Source organism: Pseudomonas sp. BIGb0558 (assembly GCF_024807515.1).
GTDB classification, from domain to species: Bacteria; Pseudomonadota; Gammaproteobacteria; order Pseudomonadales; family Pseudomonadaceae; genus Aquipseudomonas; species Aquipseudomonas yamanorum_A.
Genome location: NZ_JANUEW010000046.1, coordinates 1 through 20,744, shown reverse-complemented (window position 1 = coordinate 20,744; position 20,744 = coordinate 1). Strand labels below are relative to the sequence as shown.

Here is a 20,744-nt window from a genome sequence, read left to right as displayed (position 1 = left end):
TATCTTGGGCCAGCCGTCCAACGGCATCTATCCACTTTGCGCCAACCATAACGCACCAATAGAGTGCGCCCAGGTTACCCATGACACAGGCAACAGCTTTGCGCGTACAGGCCTTCACCACCGGTGATGTGGCCGCTCAATGCAGTGCGACACCCGGTTGGGTGCAGCAGTACCAGCAGATGTCCCCGGGGCATTTTGCCGGGCAGATCCGCTACCTCGACCTGCAAGGTGTGGAGGTGTATGAAGAGCGGATGAACACCCGGGTGGAGCAGAACTTCAATGCGCCGCCGGGCTCCCTGGCGTTCTGTTTCGATGGCAGCGACAACGCGCTGTATGTGCTCAATGGCGAGAGCCGCAACACCTGGATCACCCCGGAGAACTACCGCGAAGTGGCGGTGGTGTTCGGGCCGCAGTTTGTCCAGCACCACGGCCTGGATGTGGCGAAGCTGGAGGGGTTGTTCATGGCCCCGCTCAACTCCCTGCAGAACCCGTTGTTCAGCCGCTGGCTCAGCGGCACGCTGACGCGGCTGTCGGCCACGTTTGATCCGCCAAGTCGCGATGCCCTGACGCAACAACTGCTGGACGACTGCCTGTTCATCCTCGACAACGCGTGTGTGTGCCTGGACCAGGGTTCATTGCAGCGGCGGACCGAGGAACGAATCATCATGGCGCGCATTGGTGAATGGGCGGCGGATGTGCCGGATGAAACCGTCAACCTGCTGGAGCTGGCGCGCATTGCCGGAGTGCCGTTGCGTCAGTTGCAGCACGGGTTCAAGACGTATACCGGGATGAGTCCGGCGCAGTGGTTGAGGTTGCGCCGGTTGAACTGTGCGCGGCGGGAGTTGTTGAACCCGCCGTCGGTGGACACCACCGTGGCCGAGGTGGCGATGAACTGGTCATTCTGGCATTTGGGGCGGTTTTCCAAGAGTTACCGGGCATTGTTTCAGGAATTGCCGAGCGAGACCCTCAAACGCCACCGATCAATGTAGGAGCTGGCTTGCCAGCGATGGCATCAGCTCGGTGTATCTGAAAATCCGAGTTGCCTGCATCGCTGGCAAGCCAGCTCCTACAGTTGATCTCCATCAGGCTTGGGGTTTGAGGAATGTCAGCATCAGTTCATTCACCCGCTCCGCCGCCTCCAACTGCACCATATGCCCCTGCCCCGGCAGTATCTCCACCTGGGCCTCCAGCCCCTGGGCATGGCTGGCCGGGATGATTGCATCCTCACTGCCCCAGATCACCAGGCTCGGTTGCTGCCCCACCACATTGCGCAGATCCGCCAGTTGTCGTCCACCACTGAACAACGCCCCGGTGATCTGGCGCAGAGCCTGATCCACGCCCTCCAGTCGCTTGAACTTGAGCATGTCCTCCAGCATCTGCCGGGTGACCAGCGCGGGGTCGCTGAACAGTTGAACCAGTTGTGGCTTGAGGGCATTGCGATTGCTCGCGTCGATAAAACCTTGCAGGTAATCACCATTGATTTGCGTACCCAGACCGGCGCTGGCGATCAGGGTCAACGACGCCACCCGCTGGGTTGCCAGTCGTGCGATATTCAGCGAAACCAGCCCGCCCATGGAATGCCCGGCGAGGTGCACGCGGTCAATCTTCAGGTGATCCAGCAGCGCCAATACCGCCTGGCTCAATTCATCCAGCTCGCCGGTTTGCAGGGACTTGCCCGACTCGCCATGCCCCGGCAGGTCCAGGGCAATCACTCGCCGTTCAGCCGCAAGCACCGGGTGATTGAACAGCCAGTTGTTCAGGTCGCCGCCAAAACCATGCACCAGCACCAGCGGCGTGCCGCCCTCCCCGAGGTCCAGATAGCGCAGCAGGCGCCCGCCCACTTCGACCTTCTGTGCAGATGGCCCGCTGGCTTCAGCTTCGGCCGCACTGGAAACGAACCCGGCCTGGAACGCCTCGATCACCGCATCAATCTCGGCCTCGCTGGCCTCGCCCTCTACGACGATCGCCAGCAAGGCCCCCACTGGCAAGGTCTCGTCACTCAGCGCCAACACCCGCCGTAGCACCCCGCTGAACGGCGCTTCGACGCTGCTGGAAATCTTGTCGGTTTCCACATCCAGTACTTCTTCGCCCTTCTCCACCCGATCGCCCGGCTGCTTGAGCCAGACATCAACCCGGCCCTCGGTCATCGACAGCCCCCACTTGGGCATGGTCAGTGTATGGATCATGCGGCATTCCTCTTGTCGGCGATCTTCAGCACGGCCGCTTCGATCTTCGCCGCGTTGGGGATGTACAGGTCTTCCAGGGCATCGGAGAACGGCACCGGCGTGTGGGGCGCGGTGACCATTTCGATTGGCGCCCGCAGGAAGCTGAACCCCCGTTGCGCCACCAGCGCACTGATGTCCGTGGCGATGGAGCAGCGCGGGTTGGACTCGTCGATCACCACCAGGCGCCCGGTTTTCTCCACACTTTCGAGGATGCTGTCTTCGTCCAGCGGGCTGGTGGTGCGCAGGTCCAGCACTTCGCAGTCGATGCCTTGGCGGGCCAGGTTGGCCGCGGCCTCCAGGGCGATGTGGACCATGCGCCCGTAGGTCACCAGGGTCACGTCGTTGCCTTCACGCACATAGTTGGCTTCGCCGAAGGGCACGGTATACAGCTCTTCCGGCACTTCGCCCTGGAGGCTGTAGAGCATTTTGTGTTCGAGGAAAATCACCGGGTCGTTGTCGCGGATCGCCTGGATCAGCATGCCCTTGGCGTCATAAGGCGTGGCCGGGCACACCACCTTGAGCCCGGGAATATGGGTCCACATCGAGGTGAGCATCTGCGAATGCTGGGCCGCGGCGCGCAGGCCGGCGCCGTACATGGCACGCACCACCAGCGGCGTGGTGGTCTTGCCGCCGAACATGTAGCGAAACTTCGCCGCCTGGTTCAGCAACTGGTCGAGGCAGCAGCCGATAAAGTCGACGAACATCAATTCGCACACCGGGCGCATGCCACGGGTGGCCGCGCCGACCGCCATGCCCACATAACCCACCTCGGAGAGTGGCGCGTCGAGCACGCGGTCGGGGAATTCCGGGTACAGGCCCTTGGTCACGCCGAGCACGCCGCCCCACGCGTCCTGCTCACCGGGGGAACCGGTGCCGCCGGACACGTCCTGGCCAATGATGAACACGCTCTGGTCGCGGCGCATTTCCTGGGCCAGGGCTTCGTTGATTGCCTGCTGGTAGCTGATTTTTCTAGCCATGATGACTTCTCCACGGATTGTTTTTGTAGTGGGTGGTGGTTAGCGATAGGCGACGTAGACGTCGCTGAGCAGGTCGGCAGCCTGGGGTTTGGGGTCGGACTTGGCCAGACGTACGGCGTCTTCAATCAGTTGCGCGACTTCGGCGTCGATGCGTTCGAACTGCGCCGCGTCGAGCCAGCCTTCGACGGTGCAGCGCTGGCGAAACAGGCTCAGGCAGTCGCCGGTTTCCCGCAGGGTTTTCACTTCGTCCGGGCCGCGATAGGTTTGCGCATCGCCTTCGAAGTGGCCGTAGAAACGGCTCAGTTTGACTTCAACCAGCGTCGGGCCTTTGCCGCTGCGGGCGCGCTCCACCGCCACGCCGAGGGCTTGGTGCACGGCAAAGAAGTCGTTGCCATCGACGATCACGCCCGGCATGCCGAAGCCCACGGCGCGCTCGGCAATGTCCTTGCAGGCCACCGACCAGCCGGACCCGGTGGCTTCGGCATAGCCATTGTTCTCGGCCACGAACAGGCATGGCAGGTTCATGATCGACGCCAGGTTCATCGCTTCAAACACCGCGCCTTCGTTGGAGCCGCCGTCACCAAAAAACGCGACCGCCACACCCGCGCTGCCCTTGAGCTTGGCCGCCAGGGCCGCGCCGGCAGCCAAGGGTGCACCGGCGCCGACAATGCCGTTGGCGCCGAGCATGCCCTTCTCCTGGTCGGCGATGTGCATGGAGCCGCCCTTGCCGCCGCACACCCCGGTCTTCTTGCCGTAGATCTCGGCCATCATGCCGAACACATCCACGCCCTTGGCGATGCAATGGCCGTGGCCACGGTGGTTGGAGGCGATGCAGTCTTCATCGTTGAGGTGGGCCATGACCCCGGCGGCGCTGGCTTCCTGGCCGGCATACAAATGCACGAAACCGGGGATCTCGCCGGTGGCGAATTCCACGTGCAGGCGTTCTTCGAAATCACGGATGGTGCGCATCACGGTGTAGGCATGGAGCAATTGATCGGTGGACAGGTGAGTGGACATCTTGTTGTTCTCCAGGTTGTCTCGACACACAAAAGGCTGGATCAGGCCAGCTGCAAGGCACTCAGCACGGCCTGTGCCAATCTGTCGAAAAACCCGGGAAAACCTTGATCCAGAGCAGCTGGTCGCGGTCGCAGGCATGCCACTGTGACCCGTTCAATGAGACGCGCCGTTGCACCTTGCCCGCGGCATCTCGGCCGGGATGAGACGCTGCGTCTCACCCCGGGCAGTTGGTCAGGCCGCCCTTGTTCCTGCCGCCCCTTGGGCGCTTAATGGCCGGCATAACAACAAAGATCGAGAACCGGAGGCTTCCATGCTCGCCGTGAACTCCAAGGACCATGTCGACTGTGTCAGCCGCGTGGTTCGCAATGCCGACCGCCTGCCCCAGGCTCCGGTGCCGTCGCTGATTTTCGATTCCTGGCGCCGCTCCATGGAGCAGCACCACCTCGACCCCGGTTCCCTGCAAGGACCGCGCATCCTCACCAGCACCTTGCTCAAGGAATGCCGCGAACGCGCCGAGCTGTTCATGCGCATCGCCAGCGAGGAAGTCGGGCAGATTCACAACCGGGTGCGCCACGCCGACTACTGCGTGATGCTCACCGACGCCCAGGGCCAGACCATCGACCATCGCGTGGACGCCGGCATTCGTAACGACTGCCGCAAGGCCGGCCTGTACCTCGGCACCTGCTGGTCGGAAGCCGAGGAAGGCACGTGCGGCGTAGCCACGGTGCTGACCAGCAAGGCGGCGGTGACGGTGCACAAGCGCGACCACTTTCGCGCCGCGTTTATCGGCCTGACCTGCTCTGCCGCACCGATTTTCGATCCCCAGGGCAACCTGCTGGGCGTGATGGATGCCTCTGCCCTCAAATCGCCGGATGACCGGCGCAGCCAGCACCTGGTGCGGCAGATGGTGGCGCAAAGCGCGCGGGCCATCGAGAACGCGTTTTTCATGCACAGCGCCCGGCAGCATTGGGTGTTGCAGGCCCACAGCACGCCCGGTTATGTCGACAGCCAGCCGGACATGCTGCTGGCGTGGGACCAGGACGGGCGGCTGCAAGCCTTGAACAGCAAAGCGCGACAGGCGTTGCGATTGCGCTTCGGGCAGTTGCCGGAGCATATCGGCGAAGTGTTTGACCTGGACGCACTGCGCGCCGTGACCGATCAATCCACGCAACAACTGCACTGGCTCGGCGAGCCGGGCGCGTTGCAGGTGCGGGTCAGTGCGCCACGGCGCAAGGCTGCACGTGCGATGGTGTCTTCGAGTCATCAGGTAGACCCGCGAGTAGAAGAACATTTGCGCCTGGCCGTGCGGGTCAAGGACCGCAACCTGCCGGTGCTGGTACAAGGCGAAACCGGCGCCGGCAAGGAAGTCTTCGCCCGCCAGCTGCATGAACACAGTGCCCGCCGTGACGGCCCTTTTGTAGCGGTGAACTGCGCGGCGATCCCGGAAAACCTGATTGAGAGTGAACTGTTCGGCTACGTGGCCGGGGCGTTTACCGGTGCCTCCAGCAAGGGCATGACCGGGCTGCTGTTGCAGGCCGATGGCGGCACGTTGTTTCTCGACGAGATCGGCGACATGCCCCTGGCCTTGCAGACGCGCCTGCTGCGGGTGATGGCCGAAGGTGAAGTGGCGCCGCTGGGCGCGGCAAAAACCCGCGCGGTGGATATCCAGGTGATCTGCGCCAGCCATCGGGATCTGGCGGCGCTGGTGAGTGCCGGGCAGTTTCGTGAGGACCTGTATTTTCGCCTGGGCTGTGCGCGGTTCTGCGTGCCGCCGTTGCGGGAGCGTACGGACAAGCTGGCGTTGATCAACCGGCTGCTGGAGCAGGAGGCGCGGCACAGCGGTGTTGCCGTGGGGCTCGCGACGGCGGCGCTGGAGGTGCTGCTGGGTTACGCCTGGCCGGGGAATGTGCGGCAGCTGCGGCATGTGTTGGCGTACGCCAGCGCAGTGTGCGACGGCGGCACGATTCAGCTGGCGGATTTGCCGGTGGAGGTTCGTGGGGAGGCGGTTGCGGTTGAAGAGCAGGAAAGCGTCAGCCCGGAGCGGCAGGTGGTGCTGGATGCATTGATTCGGCATCGGTGGAAGCCGTTGGCGGCGGCGCAGGCGCTGGGGATTTCCAGGGCGACGTTGTATCGGCGGGTTAACCAGCTGGGTATCGACATGCCCGGAAAACACTGACCCAACACCTTCAAATGTAGGAGCTGGCTTGCCTGCGATTGCAGTGTTTCAGTCAAAACATCTGGCGACTGTTGCACCGCTATCGCAGGCAAGCCAGCTCCCACATTTGGCTCAGCGGTACAGAATCCCGCCATCAATTAACGGCGATTGCCCGGTCATGTAATCCGAATCCGGCCCCGCCAGGTACGACACCAGCCCCGCCACGTCTTCCGGCGTTTGCGCCCGGCCCAGGGCAATCCCGTCCACATACTTCTTGTACGTCGCACCCACCTCGGCACCGGTAATCTCGGCCATGCGCTTGTCGATCTCGACCCACATGTCCGTGCCCACCACGCCCGGGCAATAGGCATTCACGGTAATCCCGTCACTGGCCAGTTCCCTGGCCGCGGCCTGGGTCAGCGCACGCACGGCAAACTTGGTGGCCGAATACACCCCCAGCAGCGCGAAACCTTCATGGCCGGCAATCGAACAGGCATTGATGATCTTGCCCTTCTGCTTCAGCGCCTTGAATTTCTTGCCCGCGGCCTGGATTCCCCAGAGTGTGCCCTGCACGTTGATGCGCAGCGTGCGGTCGACCTGTTCCGGGGTCACGTCCAGCAGTGCGTCAATCTGCGCCACACCGGCGTTGTTGATGATGATGTCGAAGCCGCCCAGGGTCTGGTGGGCATGCTCGACCGCCGCAACCACTTGCTCCAGCTGCGAGACATCGGCAACAAACACCGAAGCCTTGCGCCCCAGGGCAACGACTTCGGCCGCCACGGTTTCAATCTTGGCGCTGTTGATGTCCACCAGCGCGATGTCAGCGCCGTCCCGCGCCAGGCGCAGGGCGATGGCGCGGCCGATGCCTTGGCCCGCTCCGGTCACCAGTGCAACTTTTCCAGCGATACTCATGACGTTCTCCTTCAACGGTGAGAGAAGCCTTGTCTATCGCAGTTGCCCGGCACCACTGTCGAGCAGCAGGCGGATTGGTGTGGGGGCTGAGACGGGATGTCTCAACGCGAACCCTTCTCGAAAACTTGTAAAACGCCGCCGTTATGCCTAGCTTATGCGCCCTCCGCTCTGCGCTCTCAGGCCTCCCCCCATGGTTTTGCGTCTTCGTCCCGCTGTTCCTTCACGTTTCGCCCTCGGCCTGCTGCTCAGCGCAGGCATTGGCAGCAGCCAGGCGGCTGACATTGAACTGCCGGAGGTGAAGGTCCAGGGCCAGGATGAGTCCGGCTACAACACCGACACCGCCTCGGTGGGCGGTTTCAACGAGGCGCCGTTACTCGACACGCCGGCCTCGATCGCGGTGTTCAACGAATCGCTGATCAAGGACCAGCAAGCGCGCCTGCTCAGCGAAGTGCTGCGCAATGACGCCTCGGTGGGCGACAGCTACGCGCCCATCGGCTACTACGAAAACTTCGTGGTGCGCGGTTTCTCGCTGAATGCCGCCAGCAGCTACAAGATCAATAGCCGCACCATCACCGGCGAGCAGAACGTTGCCCTGGAAAACAAGCAGCGCGTGGAGTTGCTCAAGGGTTTGTCGGGCCTGCAAAGCGGGATTGCCGAGCCCAGCGGCGTGATCAACTACGTGACCAAGCGCCCGGAGGATGTGCGTTCGGTGACGGTGTCCACCGATGATCGCGGCAGTGGTTACCTGGCCACCGACGTCGGCGGCTGGTTCGGCAGCGAGCAGCAGTTCGGCCTGCGGGCCAACGTGGCCCATGAAGACCTCAATTCCTATGTCGAACATGCCAATGGCCACCGGGATTTCCTGTCCCTGGCGTTCGACTGGAACATCAGCCCCGATGCGGTGTTGCAACTGGATGCGGAGTATCAGAACAAGCAACAGCGCTCGGTGCCGGGCTATCAGTTGCTGGGCGGGACCGAGCTGCCGCACAACGCGTCGCCCAGGAAACTGCTGGGGCATCAGAGCGGCGCGAACCAGGTGGGGATTGATTCGCTGAACCTCAACGGCAAGTTTGAATATCGCTTCAGTGACCAGTGGAAAGGCAGCGTGAGTGCGGCGCACAGCAAGGTGGTGATTGATGATTACAGTTCGTTTGCCTGGGGTGGCGATACTGCCGGCAACGAGAACTACTTCAGCCCCGAAGGCGACTACGGAATCTATGACTTCCGCAGCCCGGATGACACCCGCCGCGATGATGAAATCCAGGCGGCGATGACCGGGTTGTTCAATACCGCAGGGCTTGGGCATGAGTTGACGTTTGGCACGAGCGCGTTTCGCCGGGTGATCGACAAGCGCGAGTCGATCAACGAGTGGATCGGCACTGGCAACATCAATCAGGAGCCAGAGAATTTTCCGCGCTACGCCGGTGCGTTGAACGACAGCCACCGCAACCTCGACAGCCGCCAGTACGGCCTGTTCGTCACTGACCGCATCAGCTTCAACGAACAATGGCAAACCATCGTGGGCGGTCGCGAAGTGCGTCTGGACGAAAAGGCCTTCGATGCTCAAGGCAACGAGTCGCGCCACACCCAGCAGTATGTATTCCTGCCCCAGGCGGCGCTGATCTACAAGCCGATCGAAAACCTGTCGCTCTACACCAGCTACAGCAAAGGCTTGTCCCTGGGTGGGCAAGCCCCCTGGTTTGCGCTGAACAACGATGAAACCCTCGCCCCAACCGTCTCCCGCCAGATCGAAGCCGGTGTGAAATACGACTGGCGCCGCATCAGCTTCGCCGCGGCGATCTTCCAGACTCGCCAAGCCTATCAATACGCCAAGCCCGACGACGCGGGGACGTTCACCTACGTACAACAGGGCGAACAGAAAAACACCGGCCTGGAATTATCCGCCAACGGCTGGGCCACCGAGCGCCTGCAGATCGCCACCAGCGTCGCGGCGATTCGCGCACGGGTGACGGGCAGCGGGACACCCGAATACGAAGGCCATCAAGCGATCAACGTGCCGAGACTGCGAGCCAGCCTGTACGCCGATTACGCCCTGCCCTGGGTCGACGGCCTGGCGCTGCTGGGCGGCGTGCAATACAGCGCCAGCAAGTACGCCAATCGCACCGGTGATGTGGAAGTGGGCGACTACGCCATCGTCAATGTCGGCAGCCGCTACACCACCAGGCTCGATGGCTATGAAACGGTGTTTCGCCTGAGTGTCGACAACCTGTTCGACAAGCGTTACTGGCGCGATACCGGCGAATACCTGGGGGATGACTACCTGTTCCAGGGCGCGCCGCTGACGGCGCGCTTGAGTGCAACAGTCAATTTCTGAAGCGGCTTGTAGGAGCCGGGCTTGCCCGCGATGCAGGCAGCGCGGTCTGCCTGTTACACCACAGCGATCCCATCGCAGCCTCGCTGGGGCTCGACAGCTCCCACACTGGATCTGCTTCGTTTGTTGATTACTTGGGCATCTTGCGAAAACCTACCGCCAGGCGGTTCCAGCTGTTGATGGTGGCAATCGCCACGCTCAGGTCGACTTGTTCTTGCGGGCTGAAGTGGGCAGCCAGTTCGGTGAAGTCTTCATCCGGTGCGTGAGTCTGGCTAAGCAGGGTCAGGCTTTCGGCCCAGGCCAGCGCGGCACGTTCACGGGGGGTGAAGAACGGCGTTTCACGCCAGGCCGAGACGGTGTACAGGCGGCGCTCGGTTTCGCCACCCTTGCGGGCGTCGGCGGTGTGCATGTCGAGGCAGAAGGCGCAGCCGTTGATCTGCGACACGCGCAGGCGAATCAGCTCCAGCAGCGGCAGTTCGATGGACAGTTTGCCGACGGCGCCCTCCAGGGCGAGCATGGCTTTCATGGCGTCCGGGGAGGCGGTGTAGAAGTCGGTACGGGTTTGCATGGTGATACTCCAGAGCAGTGGGGATTGGTGCCTAGAGTAGTGAGGCGGGTGCATTGGACAAATAGCCAATCCGGGGAAAGATCAGGTAGCCAATGGGACCACGCCCGACGATCACCCCGGCCCTCCTGCTTCACCGCGAAATGCACTGGGGCTCAGCCCGGTCCAGCGCTTGAATGCCCGCCGAAAACTGCGCACATCGCTGTAGCCGACTTCCTCGGTAATCCGTTCGATGGACAACCCCGGGTTGCTCAGCAAGCCCATGGTTCGCGCCCGCCGCACCTGCTCCAGCAAGCCTTCGAACGTCAGCCCGTGCTCGGTCAGGCGCCGGCGCAGGGTGCGGCCGCTCATGTTCAAGTCACTGGCGACCTTTTCCAGCTGGCTGCCCTGCAAGTCCCGGGAAATCGCGCGCTCCACCGCCTGGATCAAATCCATCTTCTGGTGCAACTGGGCGCTTTCCAGTTCCAGCAGTTCCAGGGCCTGGCGCAAGGCCAGGGCGTGGTGATTGGGCAGGCGCACATCCAGCCAGTGGCTGGCCAGGACCATGCGGTTATGCAGGCAGCCAAAACGCACATCCGCACCAAACAGCTGGTGATAGTCGGCGACGTAGGTGGGCGCGGCGTGGATAAATTCGACCCGCAACGGCATGAAACCCTCGCCCACCAAGGCGCGGCCATACACCATCAGGCTGGCGAAGAACTCCTCTGCGGCAAATACCTGGACGTCGGCATACGGCAGCAGGCACTCGATATCGACGAATACTTCCTGGGGGCCTTCATGGGTGCGCGAGGTGGCGATACCGCCGGAGGTGTGCTGATGACGTTCGCCAATGGCAAAGGCATCGCGCAACGTCTTGCACAGTGAGATCACATGCCCGAGCAGGCCCAGGGTGCCGAGTACATTCTGATGGCCCACCCACAGGCCCAGCCCCTGGCCGGGCAACACCTTGAGGGCACGCTGGATCATCGCAACCGCCTGGCGATAGGAAATCCGCTGGGCCGGGTCGTCCAGGTCAGCCAGGGTGAACCCCAGGCCACGGCACAGGTGCTCGGCACTCGCGCCTTTTTGCGCGACCACTTGTCCGAGGGTTTGCAGCAGAAATGGCGAGACCAGGGCCAAGTCATAGTGCGGATCAACGGCTTTCCTTTGCATGGATCTTCGATTCCCGACTGAGTGCTTCAGTTCTTGTTTTGGAAACATCCTGACAATCATAGGCGCTTGCAAGAACTGCTGCACTCTGGATGAAAGCTGTCCGCCAAAGTCCCCCTATGTGGCCGCCAATACCCTGCCCTGCTGGCCGCTCAGGGCTTATTTCTATAGGTAGCGTCGTCCTAACAATAATAATGAGCCCCGCCATGAACCCGACCCGTGCGTTTTACCCCGTGCAACTCGCCCTGTTGACCCTCATCAGCCTGCCGGCCCTGGCCACCGAAGGCGGCGTGGACAATATCGGCCCCGGCACCGACGGCTTCTACATCCTGCCGCTGGACGTCAACAACCTGCCCGACCACATGTTCGCCTTCAACATTTACTACAACCACTACGAAGCCAAAAAGCTCGATATCAGTTCCCTGGGCGGCAAGGTGCCGGATGTGAAGATCAAATCCGACGCGATCATCCCGCGCCTGGATTACCTGAGCCCGCTGCGGGTATTCGGCGGGCGCCTGGGGGGTTACATCGCCCAGCCGTACCTGAAGCAACAGGTGTCGCTGTTCGGCATGTCCGACACCCGCGAGAGCATGGGCGACACCACGGTGGCGCCGATCATTCTCTGGGACCTGGGCAAGAACCTCACCGTGGGCACCGCCCTGGAAATCACCCTGCCCACCGGCGAATACGACGCCTCGCGCCTGGCCAATACCAGCAACAATTTCTACACCTACAAGCCGCTGGTGTCGGCGACCTGGATGCCCAACGAGCGCACCGAGCTGTCGATCAAGACCACCTACAGCTTCAACAAGGAAAACCCCGATACCCATTACCGTTCAGGGCAGATTTTCCACTTCGATTATTCCGCCAGCTACAAGGTCACGGACAACCTCAGCCTTGGGATTAATGGCTACTACCTCAAGCAGACCACCGACGATAAGCAGTACGGGCATACGGTGGTGAGCATCTATGGCGAAGACGTGGACGATGGGGTCAAGGGCCAGGTGTTTGCGATCGGCCCGGCGGTGTATTTCACCTTCCTCAAGTACGCGAGTGCCGAGGTGCGCTGGGCCAAGGAGTTTGATGTGCAGAACCGGCCGGAAGGCGACATGTTGTGGGCGAAGCTGACGATTCCGTTTGCCTTGTAAATACAGTTAAAAATGTGGGAGCTGGCTTGCCTGCGATACAGGCAACTCGGTTTTTCAGTGATACCGAGGTGATGCTATCGCAGGCAAGCCAGCTCCCACATTTTGATCGGGTTTCTTCAGGTGTAGACCGGCCAGGTATCGACAATTTTCCCGCCGCGCACTGCCAGCAAATCGCCGAACTGCAACAGCACAAACTCGCTCTGGGTCGGACGCAAAAACACCTGGTCTTCTACGTTCAACCCCACCTTGGGCGAGCCGTTGACCATCTCCTGATTGGAGCTGCGGCCGTACAGGTCATTGCTCTGCAACCCCTTGGGCGACTCAAACTCCGCCATCCAGTTACCCCCATAGATAAAGAACGTGGCGCGCTGGTTTGCATCCCACCACGAGAACAACCGCGACTTGCCATCCAGCGCCGGAATATCCACCGGCCCGGTGCTTTTCAAAACGGGCGTGGCGATATAGGCCGCCGGCACGTGCTCGCTCAACGACGGCAAATCATAGTGCGTGGGCTTGAGCAACGCCGTGCCCACCGACACCTCGCTGCTGAGTTTTTCCTGCTCATGAATGCGATAACTCGGGCTGCCTGCCGTGTTCAACGTCAGCCCGTCACGCCACAGCGGCGCAAAGTGCTGGCGGGTGTAATCCACATGGCCGTTGTAGCGCTGCATGACCTTGTCGAACAGGTCCTGGGGCGAACCCAGAATGCCCGGCACTCCCATGCCCACAAACGGGTCGTAGCCCATGAAGCCGCTGAATTCCAGCTGCTGCGGATGCGCGCTGATCAGCGTCAGCATCTGCCCCAGCACCGCGTTGTCGCGGATGCCGCCGCGATGCAGGCCCACATCCAGTTCAATATTGACCCGCAGTTTCGTGCCCAGCCCCTGGGCCAGCGCCAGGTATTGCTGCAGCCGCTCGGGGGTATCCAGCAGCCATTGCAGCTGTCGGGACGGGTCGAACGGGCCTTTGTGGGTCTGATAAAACAGCTCGGCCGAACGCACCGGCAACGGCTTGCCCAGCAGGATATCGGCGTCGGGAAAGACCTGGGCATCGTGGTTCAGAAACGGCTGGTGAAACGACATCAAGCGCTGGGTGCCGGCCCGCTTGGCGATATAGGCCAGCAACCCCGGCGACGGCAGGGATTTCTCCACCAGCCGCAGGTGTTTGCCGCCTCGCTGTACCGACTGCATTACCACGTCGATATTGTGGTCCAGCTTGTCCAGGTCGATCAGCATCACCGGGCGCATCGGCCCGTGGGCCTTGAGCTCCTGGTTGAGGCTGCGGAAGTACTCGGTGTACGGACTGCCCCGGTCGCCCGGTCTCAGTAAGATGGCAGCGCCTGCCAGCAACACGCCGGTGCCAAGCATGAAATGTCTGCGGTTCATCAGGCCACTCCCAGGATCGATGACAGGTGCGCATTGAGGAATTTGCCGCTGGGGTCCAGCTCGCGGCGCAGCCGGGTGAATTCCTCCCAGCGTGGATAGAACGGCTGCAAGGTGCGGGCGTTGAGGGTGTGCAGCTTGCCCCAGTGCGGCCGGCCGGCGTATTTCCAGAAGATCGGCTCCACGGCGGCGAAGAAGTTGTGGTGGTCCATGGTGTAGTGCTGGTGCACGGAGATCGAACAGCTGTCGCGGCCCTCGAACATGCTCAGCGGAATGTCGTCGGCCTTGACGTAGCGGTACTCGATGGGAAACCAGGTGCGCAGGTCCTTGTCGTTGATCAGCTTGAGGATCTCCCGCAGGCAGGCCGGGCCGTGTTCGGCGGGCACCGAATATTCCATCTCGTTGAAGCGCACGTTGCGCACGTTGGCGTACACCTGGAAAGACTCGGCCACGCGGTCATCGAAGCTCGCAAAAAACCGCAGGCTGTTGAGCAAGCTGCGCCGGGCGTCGGGGAAATCGCTGCCGTACTTGTCGAGCTTTTCGATGATCGACACAAACTCGTTGCCGCCCGCCTCCGCAGGGTCGATGGGCGGGGTTTCGGGGTCGGTGGTTTCATTCAGGGCGATGGACAGCGCGTAGTCGGAATGGGTGACCACGAGCATTTCCCAGTGCTGGTTTTCCCGGGTGTTTTTTGCCACGTCTTCCAGCAGCTCTTCGGTCTTGGCGATCCACTGGCGCTCCCGCAGGCGGTACGGCGCGCGGTTTTGCAGACGCACCCGGGTGGCCACGCCGAGGGCACCGAGGGACACACGGGCGGCGCTGAACACTTCCGGGTGGTGGTTGACGTCGCAGTCCAGTACCTCCCCCTGGGCCGTCACCAATTGCAGGCCGGTGACGCAGCCGGAGTAAGAGGTGAAGCCCACGCCAGTGCCATGGGTTGAGGTGGAGATCGCCCCGGCCAGGGTCTGGTAGTCGATATCCGCCATGTTCGGCAGCGCCTGGCCCACGTCTTTCAGTGCCTGGCCCATGCGCGACATCGGCGTGCCGGCGGCGAAGGTGGCCTGCAAGGTGTGCGGATCGTGATCCAGCAGGCCGTTGAAGTAACTCAGGGACAGCAGCGTGCCGTCGGTGGGCACCAACGCGCTGAACGAATGGCCCGAGCCCACCGGCCGCACCTTGCCCGGTGCCTGGCCGATCGCCTGCACCAACTCATCAAGGTTCTTCGGCGCCAGCCGGGCCAGGGGCAGACAGGTTTGCGCCCCCGACCAGTTGCGCCAGGGAATCAACCGCGGTGCCCGGGCCAACTGGGCCAGCACCGGGTTGCTGGTCAATGCCATGAACGCGCCGGCTACCGCGCCGCGCTGCAATAATTCTCGCCGTGAAAGCCCCATCGCCTACCCCGTTATTCTTATTGGATGTGTTGACCCGACATAAAGCTGATCAGCCCCAGGAATTGCTCTTCGGAGCACTGCACGCACATCCCCATGGGGGGCATGCCGTTGTAGCCGTTGATGGTGTGGTCCAGCAGGGTGTCCGGGCCCTGGGCGATTCGCGGGCTCCAAGCGTTGGCATCACCGGTAAGCGGCGCGCCGGAAGCCGGGTTGGCATGGCACAGCTTGCAACTGGTGTCGTAGACCTGGGCCAGGGCTGCGTCGCCGGGCATGGCATTGGCCGCCGTGGCGCGTTCGGGGGGATGTTTCGGTGTGTCGTCACAGGCTGTCAGCAGGCAGGTCACGGCCAGCAGCAGACTGAGGCGACGGGGGTTGATTGCCCGCATAGCCACCCTCTCTCTTATTGTGTGAAAGCGTGATCCACACTAAGGCAGCCAGGGCGCGGCGTTGAGGGTATTGGGGGACAGAAAGGGGGGCTTGGGCGGACAGTAAAAGGTGGGGGTTGGCCCCCCACCCCTGCAACAGGTCTTAGAAGGCTATACCGACCTTGAACCCATACTCGTCACGCTTGAGTTTGGTGTTGTCGGCCACGTACGAGTCGCCGTCGAGCTTGTACTCGGTGCGGGTGTAGTACAGGCCCGCCATCACCGGCAGGTCGCCTTTCTGGTTCATCAGCAGGCTGACTTCGGCGTAGGGGTTGGTGCGGTCCTTGAGGTCCACGGTGTCGCTGCCGATGCCGTCGACCTTGAGCTTGGCACGGCCGTCGATGGTGTGGCGCGCACCCAGTTCAACGCGCATGGTCATGTCATCGAACTGGTGGTTGTAACCCAGGGCCGCCTTGGCGAACGGCGATTTGTTGGTGAGCTTCATGTCGTAGTCGCCCGAATCCGGCTCGTAGCGGGTCCAGCTGTAGCCGCCACCCACCAGCACGTCGACGAAGTTGCGCGCATCCAGCGCGGCACGCCAGCCGAGGTCGAGGTCGGCCTGGCCTTCCTTGAGCTTGTTGTCGCTCTTTTCGCCGTACTTGGCTTCGATACCGGCCTGGTAGATAAAGCCCGATTCAGCCGTCAGCTTGTTGCCGAAGTTATAGAACAGGCCGGCTTCAGGCATGTGGTCCTTGTCGCTTTCGCTACCGCCTTCGAGTTTGAAGTCGTTGTAGCTGCCGAGGATCCCGAAGGTGGAAATCGGGTCAGTCGGCGCTGCGGCGAACACCACACCAGGTGCCGCGATCAGGGCCAGGACCGAGGAATTCTTGAGGATCTTTCCGAATAGTTTGGACATCGTTTTACGTCTCCATTGCAGGTGGCAAATTATTCAGGAAACGGTTCGAACCCTCGTTTTGGCGAAAGGTTCGAATTAATTTGCACCTTTTTTTGAGGTAAAACGGTTCAGCGAAGGCTCTATATCAAGCTTCTCCCTCGGGCGCCAATAAACGACAAAGAATCGGCCGCAACTGTGGATGCTCCGGCAAGCGGATGCCGAAGCTGGCTTGCAGCAGCGCCAGCAACTCCTCCACGTCCTTGATGGCGCGCTTTTCGCTGGCACGGTCCAGGTAGTGGATCGCGTACTGGCCGTTGTTCAGCGTGCGGCGAAATCCCGGGCCGATCAGGGCGACTTTCAGTTGGCCAAGGAACGGCGAATCAGGATGGGTGGAGACGTACCAGTTACCGATTTCGTAGTCGAAGCGTGACTGCACCTGCAGGTCGAACACATACAAGCCACGCCACTCCCCCGCCACCTGTGCCCACAAGGTATAGCTGCCCTCATCCAGGCTCAGGCGATAGGGTTCATGGACGGTGGCCTGGGTGGCGTCGGTGTCCAGTTGCAACGGGCTGGTGGGCACCATGCCACCAAAGCCCACATCGCTGATGTAACGCACGCCGTCCAGGGTCACCAGGCTCAGGCGATGGGTGCGCGCCGTGAGTGCATCGGGCGGCCCGCCCATCACCACGCGGCCGGTGATGCCCCGCGCGTCGAAGCCCAATTCCTGCAACAAGGCCAGGAACATCTGGTTCAGCTCGTAGCAATAACCGCCACGCCCGTCGAACAGGACTTTCTGCTCGACGCTCGGCAAGTCGATGGGCACCGGGGCATGCAGCAGGGTCGACAGGCTTTCAAACGCGAAGGTGCTGACGTGGCGCAGTTGCAGATCCTGCAGGGTCTGCAGGGTGGGCGGTGGCGGCGCGTCGTAGCCCAAACGTTGCAGGTACAAACGGCTGTGGGTCAGCTCTGGCATGTTGGAATCCTGACGTCGGTGGCGAAATGGGGACTCGCGTACATGACCGGTCATCACCAATCGGAATCATCCTACATGCCCGGCAAGTTGCAGCCCAGAGGCCGGCACGTTACCCTTTCGACGTCGTTGCTCATCAACGACCGGGCGTGGAATCCCGTGAAGAAGACGCAGCAGCGTCGTTAGCAAACAGTGGGCGCTTTTTTTGTGCCTGCTTTTTGTGCTTTTTGGCGGCTGTACGTGGGAGGCCTTGTGCCTGCCGAGTCGCTTCTTCTCGGATTCCAACCTGCGTACAGCTGCCACCTTTACGCTTGGAATCGTAAGTGGCAGCTCTTTTTGGTTGTACCAAAGGAGCAAGCTTATGCCGTACGAAAAGACCTCACCCCCTACTGCTGGCATCACCTCCCATCCTTCGATGTCGGGAGGTCAGCTATGAATGACCTACACTCCGTAACAACCATCGGCGTCCAGACCTTCGCGGACTGCGGCGAAAACAAATCAGACATGCATGTGCTGCGAGTCAATGCAGGGGTGCCGCTGCGAGAAGCGCTGGAACACGCCTCCCACTTGCTCTACTACGCCAAAGTACTTTCCCTTGAAGCCGCCATGGATAAAGGTGGCGAACACTACGCGTTCGCCTCGCATTACCTCGCAGAAATGGGCAAGGCTATCGTCGACGACATCAACCAGGCGTTATTGCCTGACGGGCCTGACCCGCAGTAAGCAGGCATCACCAGCGCTCGATAGCACCTATCGTGCGCTGGCCCTCCATTAGCGGGAAGACGAACACGCCAAGCGCATGGAATTGAAAGGCTAACAAAAACCCCGCAGTGGGCGGGGTTCAGGGACAACTCGATCAACTACGTAAGGGCTCAGGCCTCACGCCCGCTTCAATTGCGGCTGCTCTTGCAGACGCTCCCAGCCCAGGCAGGCCAGTGCCAAGGTACGCGGAACCAGTTCACGGCCGTTGCTGTAGCGCGTGATGCTGCGTGTACCAACGCCCAAGGCTTCTGCCGCCTGGTGCAGGTTGAGTCCGCTGCGGGCGCGCCAACCAATAAAGATGCGGGTGTTTTCATCCGGGGCGGCCTGTGCCAGCGCATCCAGGTACAAGGTGTCGGCGCCGATTTGAATATCCAGCTCCGGCCACTCAACCGTCCAGCCCTCATCCCCCACGACAGCCCCCGCGAAAGCCTTGGCCGTCTTCAGCGGCTTAAGGCCAGGATATGTTGCGACGTCGTTGCTCATGTCCAGCAGGAAGCGTTGGCCGTCGATAAATGTCAGTTCCAGCACATGGCCGGGACGCGCCTGCACAGCCCGCAGGCGGGGGCGCTTCATGGATGCCATTTCTGCCATTCCTCCAGTAATTCATCTCGGTGCTCACGCACCCATGCCAAGGCCTCTTTCAACACCACTGACGGTGCGCGGCCCAGCATTGCCTCACATGTTTCAAGGCTTATCAGGACATCAACACCGCCGCCAGTCAAGTGCACATGCGGCGGAAGGTGGTCCTTTTCCCGCAGCTCTATGCGGTACTTTTCGCGGAATCTGTGTTTAGTAGACATGCCCGGATCGTATAGCCAAATTGGCGATACATCAATCATCTTAAGATGACTCTGCCGTCGTCCACCTCCAACGTACTTGCCAAAAGCATGAGCGCTCCCCCGAAGGCCGTTGTTTGCCAATTACGATTTGAATCAAACACAAGCGCTGTAATGCACAAACTTTCTGAACCTTTCTGAACGGATTTATATCCATTCACTACAAGACAGGGAGGCATCATGAGTACCGCGACGATCTACACCATCCACTACTTGCTACACGGCGAACCGAAAACCTTTGTGGTGCGTGCCGAAGTCATGAACAACGCCGAAGCGTGGCATTGGGCGGCCGTTGACGCCGACATTGCCCACGTGGGGCGCATTGGCCGGCAGGGCCATGAGCGGGTTAAAAAGACCACTCGGCCCTGGGCGGAGAAATTTGGCATCACCGAGGTGACATGGACAGCCCCGAAACGGCTTGGCTGAGGAACAAAAGCCCCGCACGATGGCGGGGCTCACTTCACTTTTTCAGATCTCCCAGGGGATCGTAGGCCGGCTTCTTGCCGGTTTTTTCTGGCTTGTCCAACGGGGCAATGGCAGGGCCCACCGGGTCGACCTGTGGGTCGGCGACGTCCGGGGAATCGGGGTCGAAACCCAATTCGTCCTTGCCGCTGGAATGCTCCGATGAATGCGGGCCATCTGGATGCTTACTCATGACTACCTCCCTGGCGCGCCGGGCTTATAGCGGGCGGGCCTTGTCGTGCAGGTTTTCCAGGTCTTCCTCGACCTGTTCTTCGTCGTTTTCCCGGTCGGCAGGGTCGTTGGGGCGCAGGGCGTCGTTGTCGCGCTCCTCTTCGCCGGGGGTGCGGTCGGGGTTGGGTGTGCCGGGCGGCTGTTGCTGGTACCGGGTCATGGTTCACCTCGCTTGGGGTCGGTTGCCTACGAGATTTAGAGAAATCACGGTGGGGCATCGTTCAACCGGATTACCGTCACTCCGACGGGCGAACCATGAGAAGATGCCGGCCGGCGTTATACCCCTACTCAGCCCATGGAGACTGCACCCGGATGTTTGAGCTTAAACCGTGCGACCCGATTGTTTTTCGCCAGCAGACGCGACGCAGCACGCTGATAGTCGCGGTGCTGTTCGTGGTGCTGGCGATGGGGCTGTCCAGCCTGGCGGTGATGCTGTTTGGTACACCTGGGGGCGATAATTTTCGCTTTAATGTCGGCGGGGTGTTTGCCGGGGTGTTGATCACCTTGGCGCTGGTGCGGGGGCCGTTCTGGAGCCAGGCGTGGCTCGCGCCGGCGGTGTACGGGTGGCAGCTCAAGCGCAGTTTGATGAGTGTGACGAATGTGATGCACAAGGTGACTGACGGGGTGAAGGCGAATGATCCGGTGGCGATCAAGTTGCTGCGGTTTTATCACCTTGGGTTGATGCAGATGCACGAGTTGGACGCCAATTCGAGCTCGCAGGCGCAGTTGGTGCGGGAGGTTGATGAGCACCTGGAGAAGATGCGGGGGTTGGGGATTGAGCCAGACCAGACACGGTTGGATCCGGGGTGGGTTGAGGCTGTGAAGGCTCGCTGATTGGGGGCATATCCGTTATTTGGGTTGTTGCTGATATTGGTTCCGCTCTTACAGCGGCTCACTTTTGAAAAGCGCAAAAGTAAGCAAAACGCTCTTGCCCCACCACTCGGCACCTCGCTTAGGCTCGGTGTGC

The 20,744-nt window shown here is 61.5% G+C and carries 22 protein-coding genes; 7 read left to right on the top strand and 15 right to left on the bottom strand.

Annotated elements, in window-relative coordinates; translation table 11 throughout:
- The first annotated feature begins 80 nt into the window (after positions 1 to 80).
- On the top strand, positions 81 to 989 hold the full coding sequence (locus tag M2400_RS29905; protein WP_177045898.1) for a helix-turn-helix domain-containing protein: 909 nt from the start codon (positions 81 to 83) through the stop codon (positions 987 to 989).
- 93 nt (positions 990 to 1,082) lie between these two features.
- Here the strand turns inward: M2400_RS29905 and M2400_RS29900 are convergent, their stop codons facing one another.
- The 3 genes from M2400_RS29900 to M2400_RS29890 are packed head-to-tail and all read right to left on the bottom strand — an operon-like array spanning position 1,083 to position 4,219.
- Entirely contained in the window at positions 1,083 to 2,186 is a 1,104-nt protein-coding gene (locus tag M2400_RS29900) for an acetoin dehydrogenase dihydrolipoyllysine-residue acetyltransferase subunit (protein ID WP_259201027.1), read from the bottom strand.
- Positions 2,183 to 3,202 (bottom strand): alpha-ketoacid dehydrogenase subunit beta, encoded by a 1,020-nt coding sequence (locus M2400_RS29895; protein WP_177079920.1) that lies wholly within the window; start codon positions 3,200 to 3,202, stop codon positions 2,183 to 2,185. Before M2400_RS29895 ends, M2400_RS29900 begins: the two co-directional genes overlap by 4 nt.
- Positions 3,203 to 3,241: 39 nt before the next feature.
- A complete protein-coding gene (locus tag M2400_RS29890; protein ID WP_259201030.1) occupies positions 3,242 to 4,219 on the bottom strand; it encodes a thiamine pyrophosphate-dependent dehydrogenase E1 component subunit alpha in 978 nt (325 codons plus the stop codon).
- 310 nt (positions 4,220 to 4,529) lie between these two features.
- On the opposite strand from M2400_RS29890, the gene M2400_RS29885 reads away from it, so the two are divergent.
- Entirely contained in the window at positions 4,530 to 6,395 is a 1,866-nt protein-coding gene (locus tag M2400_RS29885) for a sigma-54-dependent Fis family transcriptional regulator (protein WP_259201031.1), read from the top strand.
- Positions 6,396 to 6,506: 111 nt separating this feature from the next.
- Here the strand turns inward: M2400_RS29885 and M2400_RS29880 are convergent, their stop codons facing one another.
- Positions 6,507 to 7,286, bottom strand: a complete 780-nt coding sequence (locus tag M2400_RS29880) for an acetoin reductase (protein ID WP_177116118.1) — start codon at positions 7,284 to 7,286, stop codon at positions 6,507 to 6,509.
- A 190-nt stretch (positions 7,287 to 7,476) separates the two neighbouring features.
- Here M2400_RS29880 and M2400_RS29875 point away from each other — a divergent pair, with 190 nt between their 5' ends.
- Positions 7,477 to 9,621 (top strand): TonB-dependent siderophore receptor, encoded by a 2,145-nt coding sequence (locus tag M2400_RS29875; protein ID WP_259201033.1) that lies wholly within the window; start codon positions 7,477 to 7,479, stop codon positions 9,619 to 9,621.
- Positions 9,622 to 9,748: 127 nt separating this feature from the next.
- Here M2400_RS29875 and M2400_RS29870 read toward each other — a convergent pair whose 3' ends face one another.
- Both M2400_RS29870 and M2400_RS29865 read right to left on the bottom strand, forming a co-directional pair.
- A complete protein-coding gene (locus M2400_RS29870) occupies positions 9,749 to 10,186 on the bottom strand; it encodes a carboxymuconolactone decarboxylase family protein (protein WP_177045877.1) in 438 nt (145 codons plus the stop codon).
- Positions 10,187 to 10,297: 111 nt separating this feature from the next.
- Positions 10,298 to 11,335 carry an AraC family transcriptional regulator gene (locus tag M2400_RS29865; RefSeq protein ID WP_259201035.1) on the bottom strand — a complete coding sequence of 346 codons (1,038 nt, stop codon included), beginning with the start codon at positions 11,333 to 11,335 and terminating at the stop codon, positions 10,298 to 10,300.
- Between the two features lie 203 nt (positions 11,336 to 11,538).
- Between M2400_RS29865 and M2400_RS29860 the strand changes: the two genes are divergently transcribed.
- Positions 11,539 to 12,480, top strand: a complete 942-nt coding sequence (locus tag M2400_RS29860) for a transporter (protein WP_259201036.1) — start codon at positions 11,539 to 11,541, stop codon at positions 12,478 to 12,480.
- 116 nt (positions 12,481 to 12,596) lie between these two features.
- Here M2400_RS29860 and M2400_RS29855 read toward each other — a convergent pair whose 3' ends face one another.
- The 5 genes from M2400_RS29855 to M2400_RS29835 form a co-directional block, all read right to left on the bottom strand.
- Positions 12,597 to 13,805 (bottom strand): DSD1 family PLP-dependent enzyme, encoded by a 1,209-nt coding sequence (locus tag M2400_RS29855; protein WP_259201051.1) that lies wholly within the window; start codon positions 13,803 to 13,805, stop codon positions 12,597 to 12,599.
- 59 nt (positions 13,806 to 13,864) lie between these two features.
- Positions 13,865 to 15,193, bottom strand: coding sequence for a D-arabinono-1,4-lactone oxidase (locus tag M2400_RS29850; RefSeq protein WP_259201053.1), 1,329 nt, complete (start codon positions 15,191 to 15,193; stop codon positions 13,865 to 13,867).
- A gap of 77 nt (positions 15,194 to 15,270) precedes the next feature.
- A complete protein-coding gene (locus M2400_RS29845) occupies positions 15,271 to 15,639 on the bottom strand; it encodes a cytochrome c5 family protein (RefSeq protein WP_259201038.1) in 369 nt (122 codons plus the stop codon).
- Between the two features lie 142 nt (positions 15,640 to 15,781).
- The gene (locus M2400_RS29840) at positions 15,782 to 16,534 is read right to left on the bottom strand and encodes an outer membrane beta-barrel protein (protein WP_177045869.1); all 753 of its coding nucleotides are present in this window, start codon (positions 16,532 to 16,534) and stop codon (positions 15,782 to 15,784) included.
- Positions 16,535 to 16,658: 124 nt separating this feature from the next.
- The gene (locus M2400_RS29835; RefSeq protein ID WP_259201042.1) at positions 16,659 to 17,489 is read right to left on the bottom strand and encodes an arylamine N-acetyltransferase; all 831 of its coding nucleotides are present in this window, start codon (positions 17,487 to 17,489) and stop codon (positions 16,659 to 16,661) included.
- A gap of 429 nt (positions 17,490 to 17,918) precedes the next feature.
- Between M2400_RS29835 and M2400_RS29830 the strand changes: the two genes are divergently transcribed.
- Positions 17,919 to 18,209, top strand: coding sequence for a DUF3077 domain-containing protein (locus M2400_RS29830; RefSeq protein WP_259201046.1), 291 nt, complete (start codon positions 17,919 to 17,921; stop codon positions 18,207 to 18,209).
- A 156-nt stretch (positions 18,210 to 18,365) separates the two neighbouring features.
- On the opposite strand, the gene M2400_RS29825 is transcribed toward M2400_RS29830, so the two are convergent.
- Complete coding sequence (locus M2400_RS29825; RefSeq protein ID WP_259201048.1) at positions 18,366 to 18,830, bottom strand: DUF2442 domain-containing protein; 465 nt, start codon at positions 18,828 to 18,830, stop codon at positions 18,366 to 18,368.
- Positions 18,818 to 19,048, bottom strand: coding sequence for a DUF4160 domain-containing protein (locus tag M2400_RS29820; RefSeq protein ID WP_259201050.1), 231 nt, complete (start codon positions 19,046 to 19,048; stop codon positions 18,818 to 18,820). Before M2400_RS29820 ends, M2400_RS29825 begins: the two co-directional genes overlap by 13 nt.
- Before the next feature lie 216 nt (positions 19,049 to 19,264).
- Between M2400_RS29820 and M2400_RS29815 the strand changes: the two genes are divergently transcribed.
- Positions 19,265 to 19,510, top strand: coding sequence for a DUF6555 family protein (locus M2400_RS29815; RefSeq protein ID WP_177045865.1), 246 nt, complete (start codon positions 19,265 to 19,267; stop codon positions 19,508 to 19,510).
- Positions 19,511 to 19,544: 34 nt separating this feature from the next.
- On the opposite strand, the gene M2400_RS29810 is transcribed toward M2400_RS29815, so the two are convergent.
- On the bottom strand, positions 19,545 to 19,739 hold the full coding sequence (locus M2400_RS29810; protein ID WP_177045864.1) for a DUF6021 family protein: 195 nt from the start codon (positions 19,737 to 19,739) through the stop codon (positions 19,545 to 19,547).
- 24 nt (positions 19,740 to 19,763) lie between these two features.
- The gene (locus tag M2400_RS29805) at positions 19,764 to 19,937 is read right to left on the bottom strand and encodes a hypothetical protein (RefSeq protein ID WP_177045863.1); all 174 of its coding nucleotides are present in this window, start codon (positions 19,935 to 19,937) and stop codon (positions 19,764 to 19,766) included.
- Between the two features lie 152 nt (positions 19,938 to 20,089).
- Between M2400_RS29805 and M2400_RS29800 the strand changes: the two genes are divergently transcribed.
- A complete protein-coding gene (locus tag M2400_RS29800; protein WP_177122014.1) occupies positions 20,090 to 20,611 on the top strand; it encodes a DUF3087 family protein in 522 nt (173 codons plus the stop codon).
- The last annotated feature ends 133 nt before the right edge of the window (positions 20,612 to 20,744 follow it).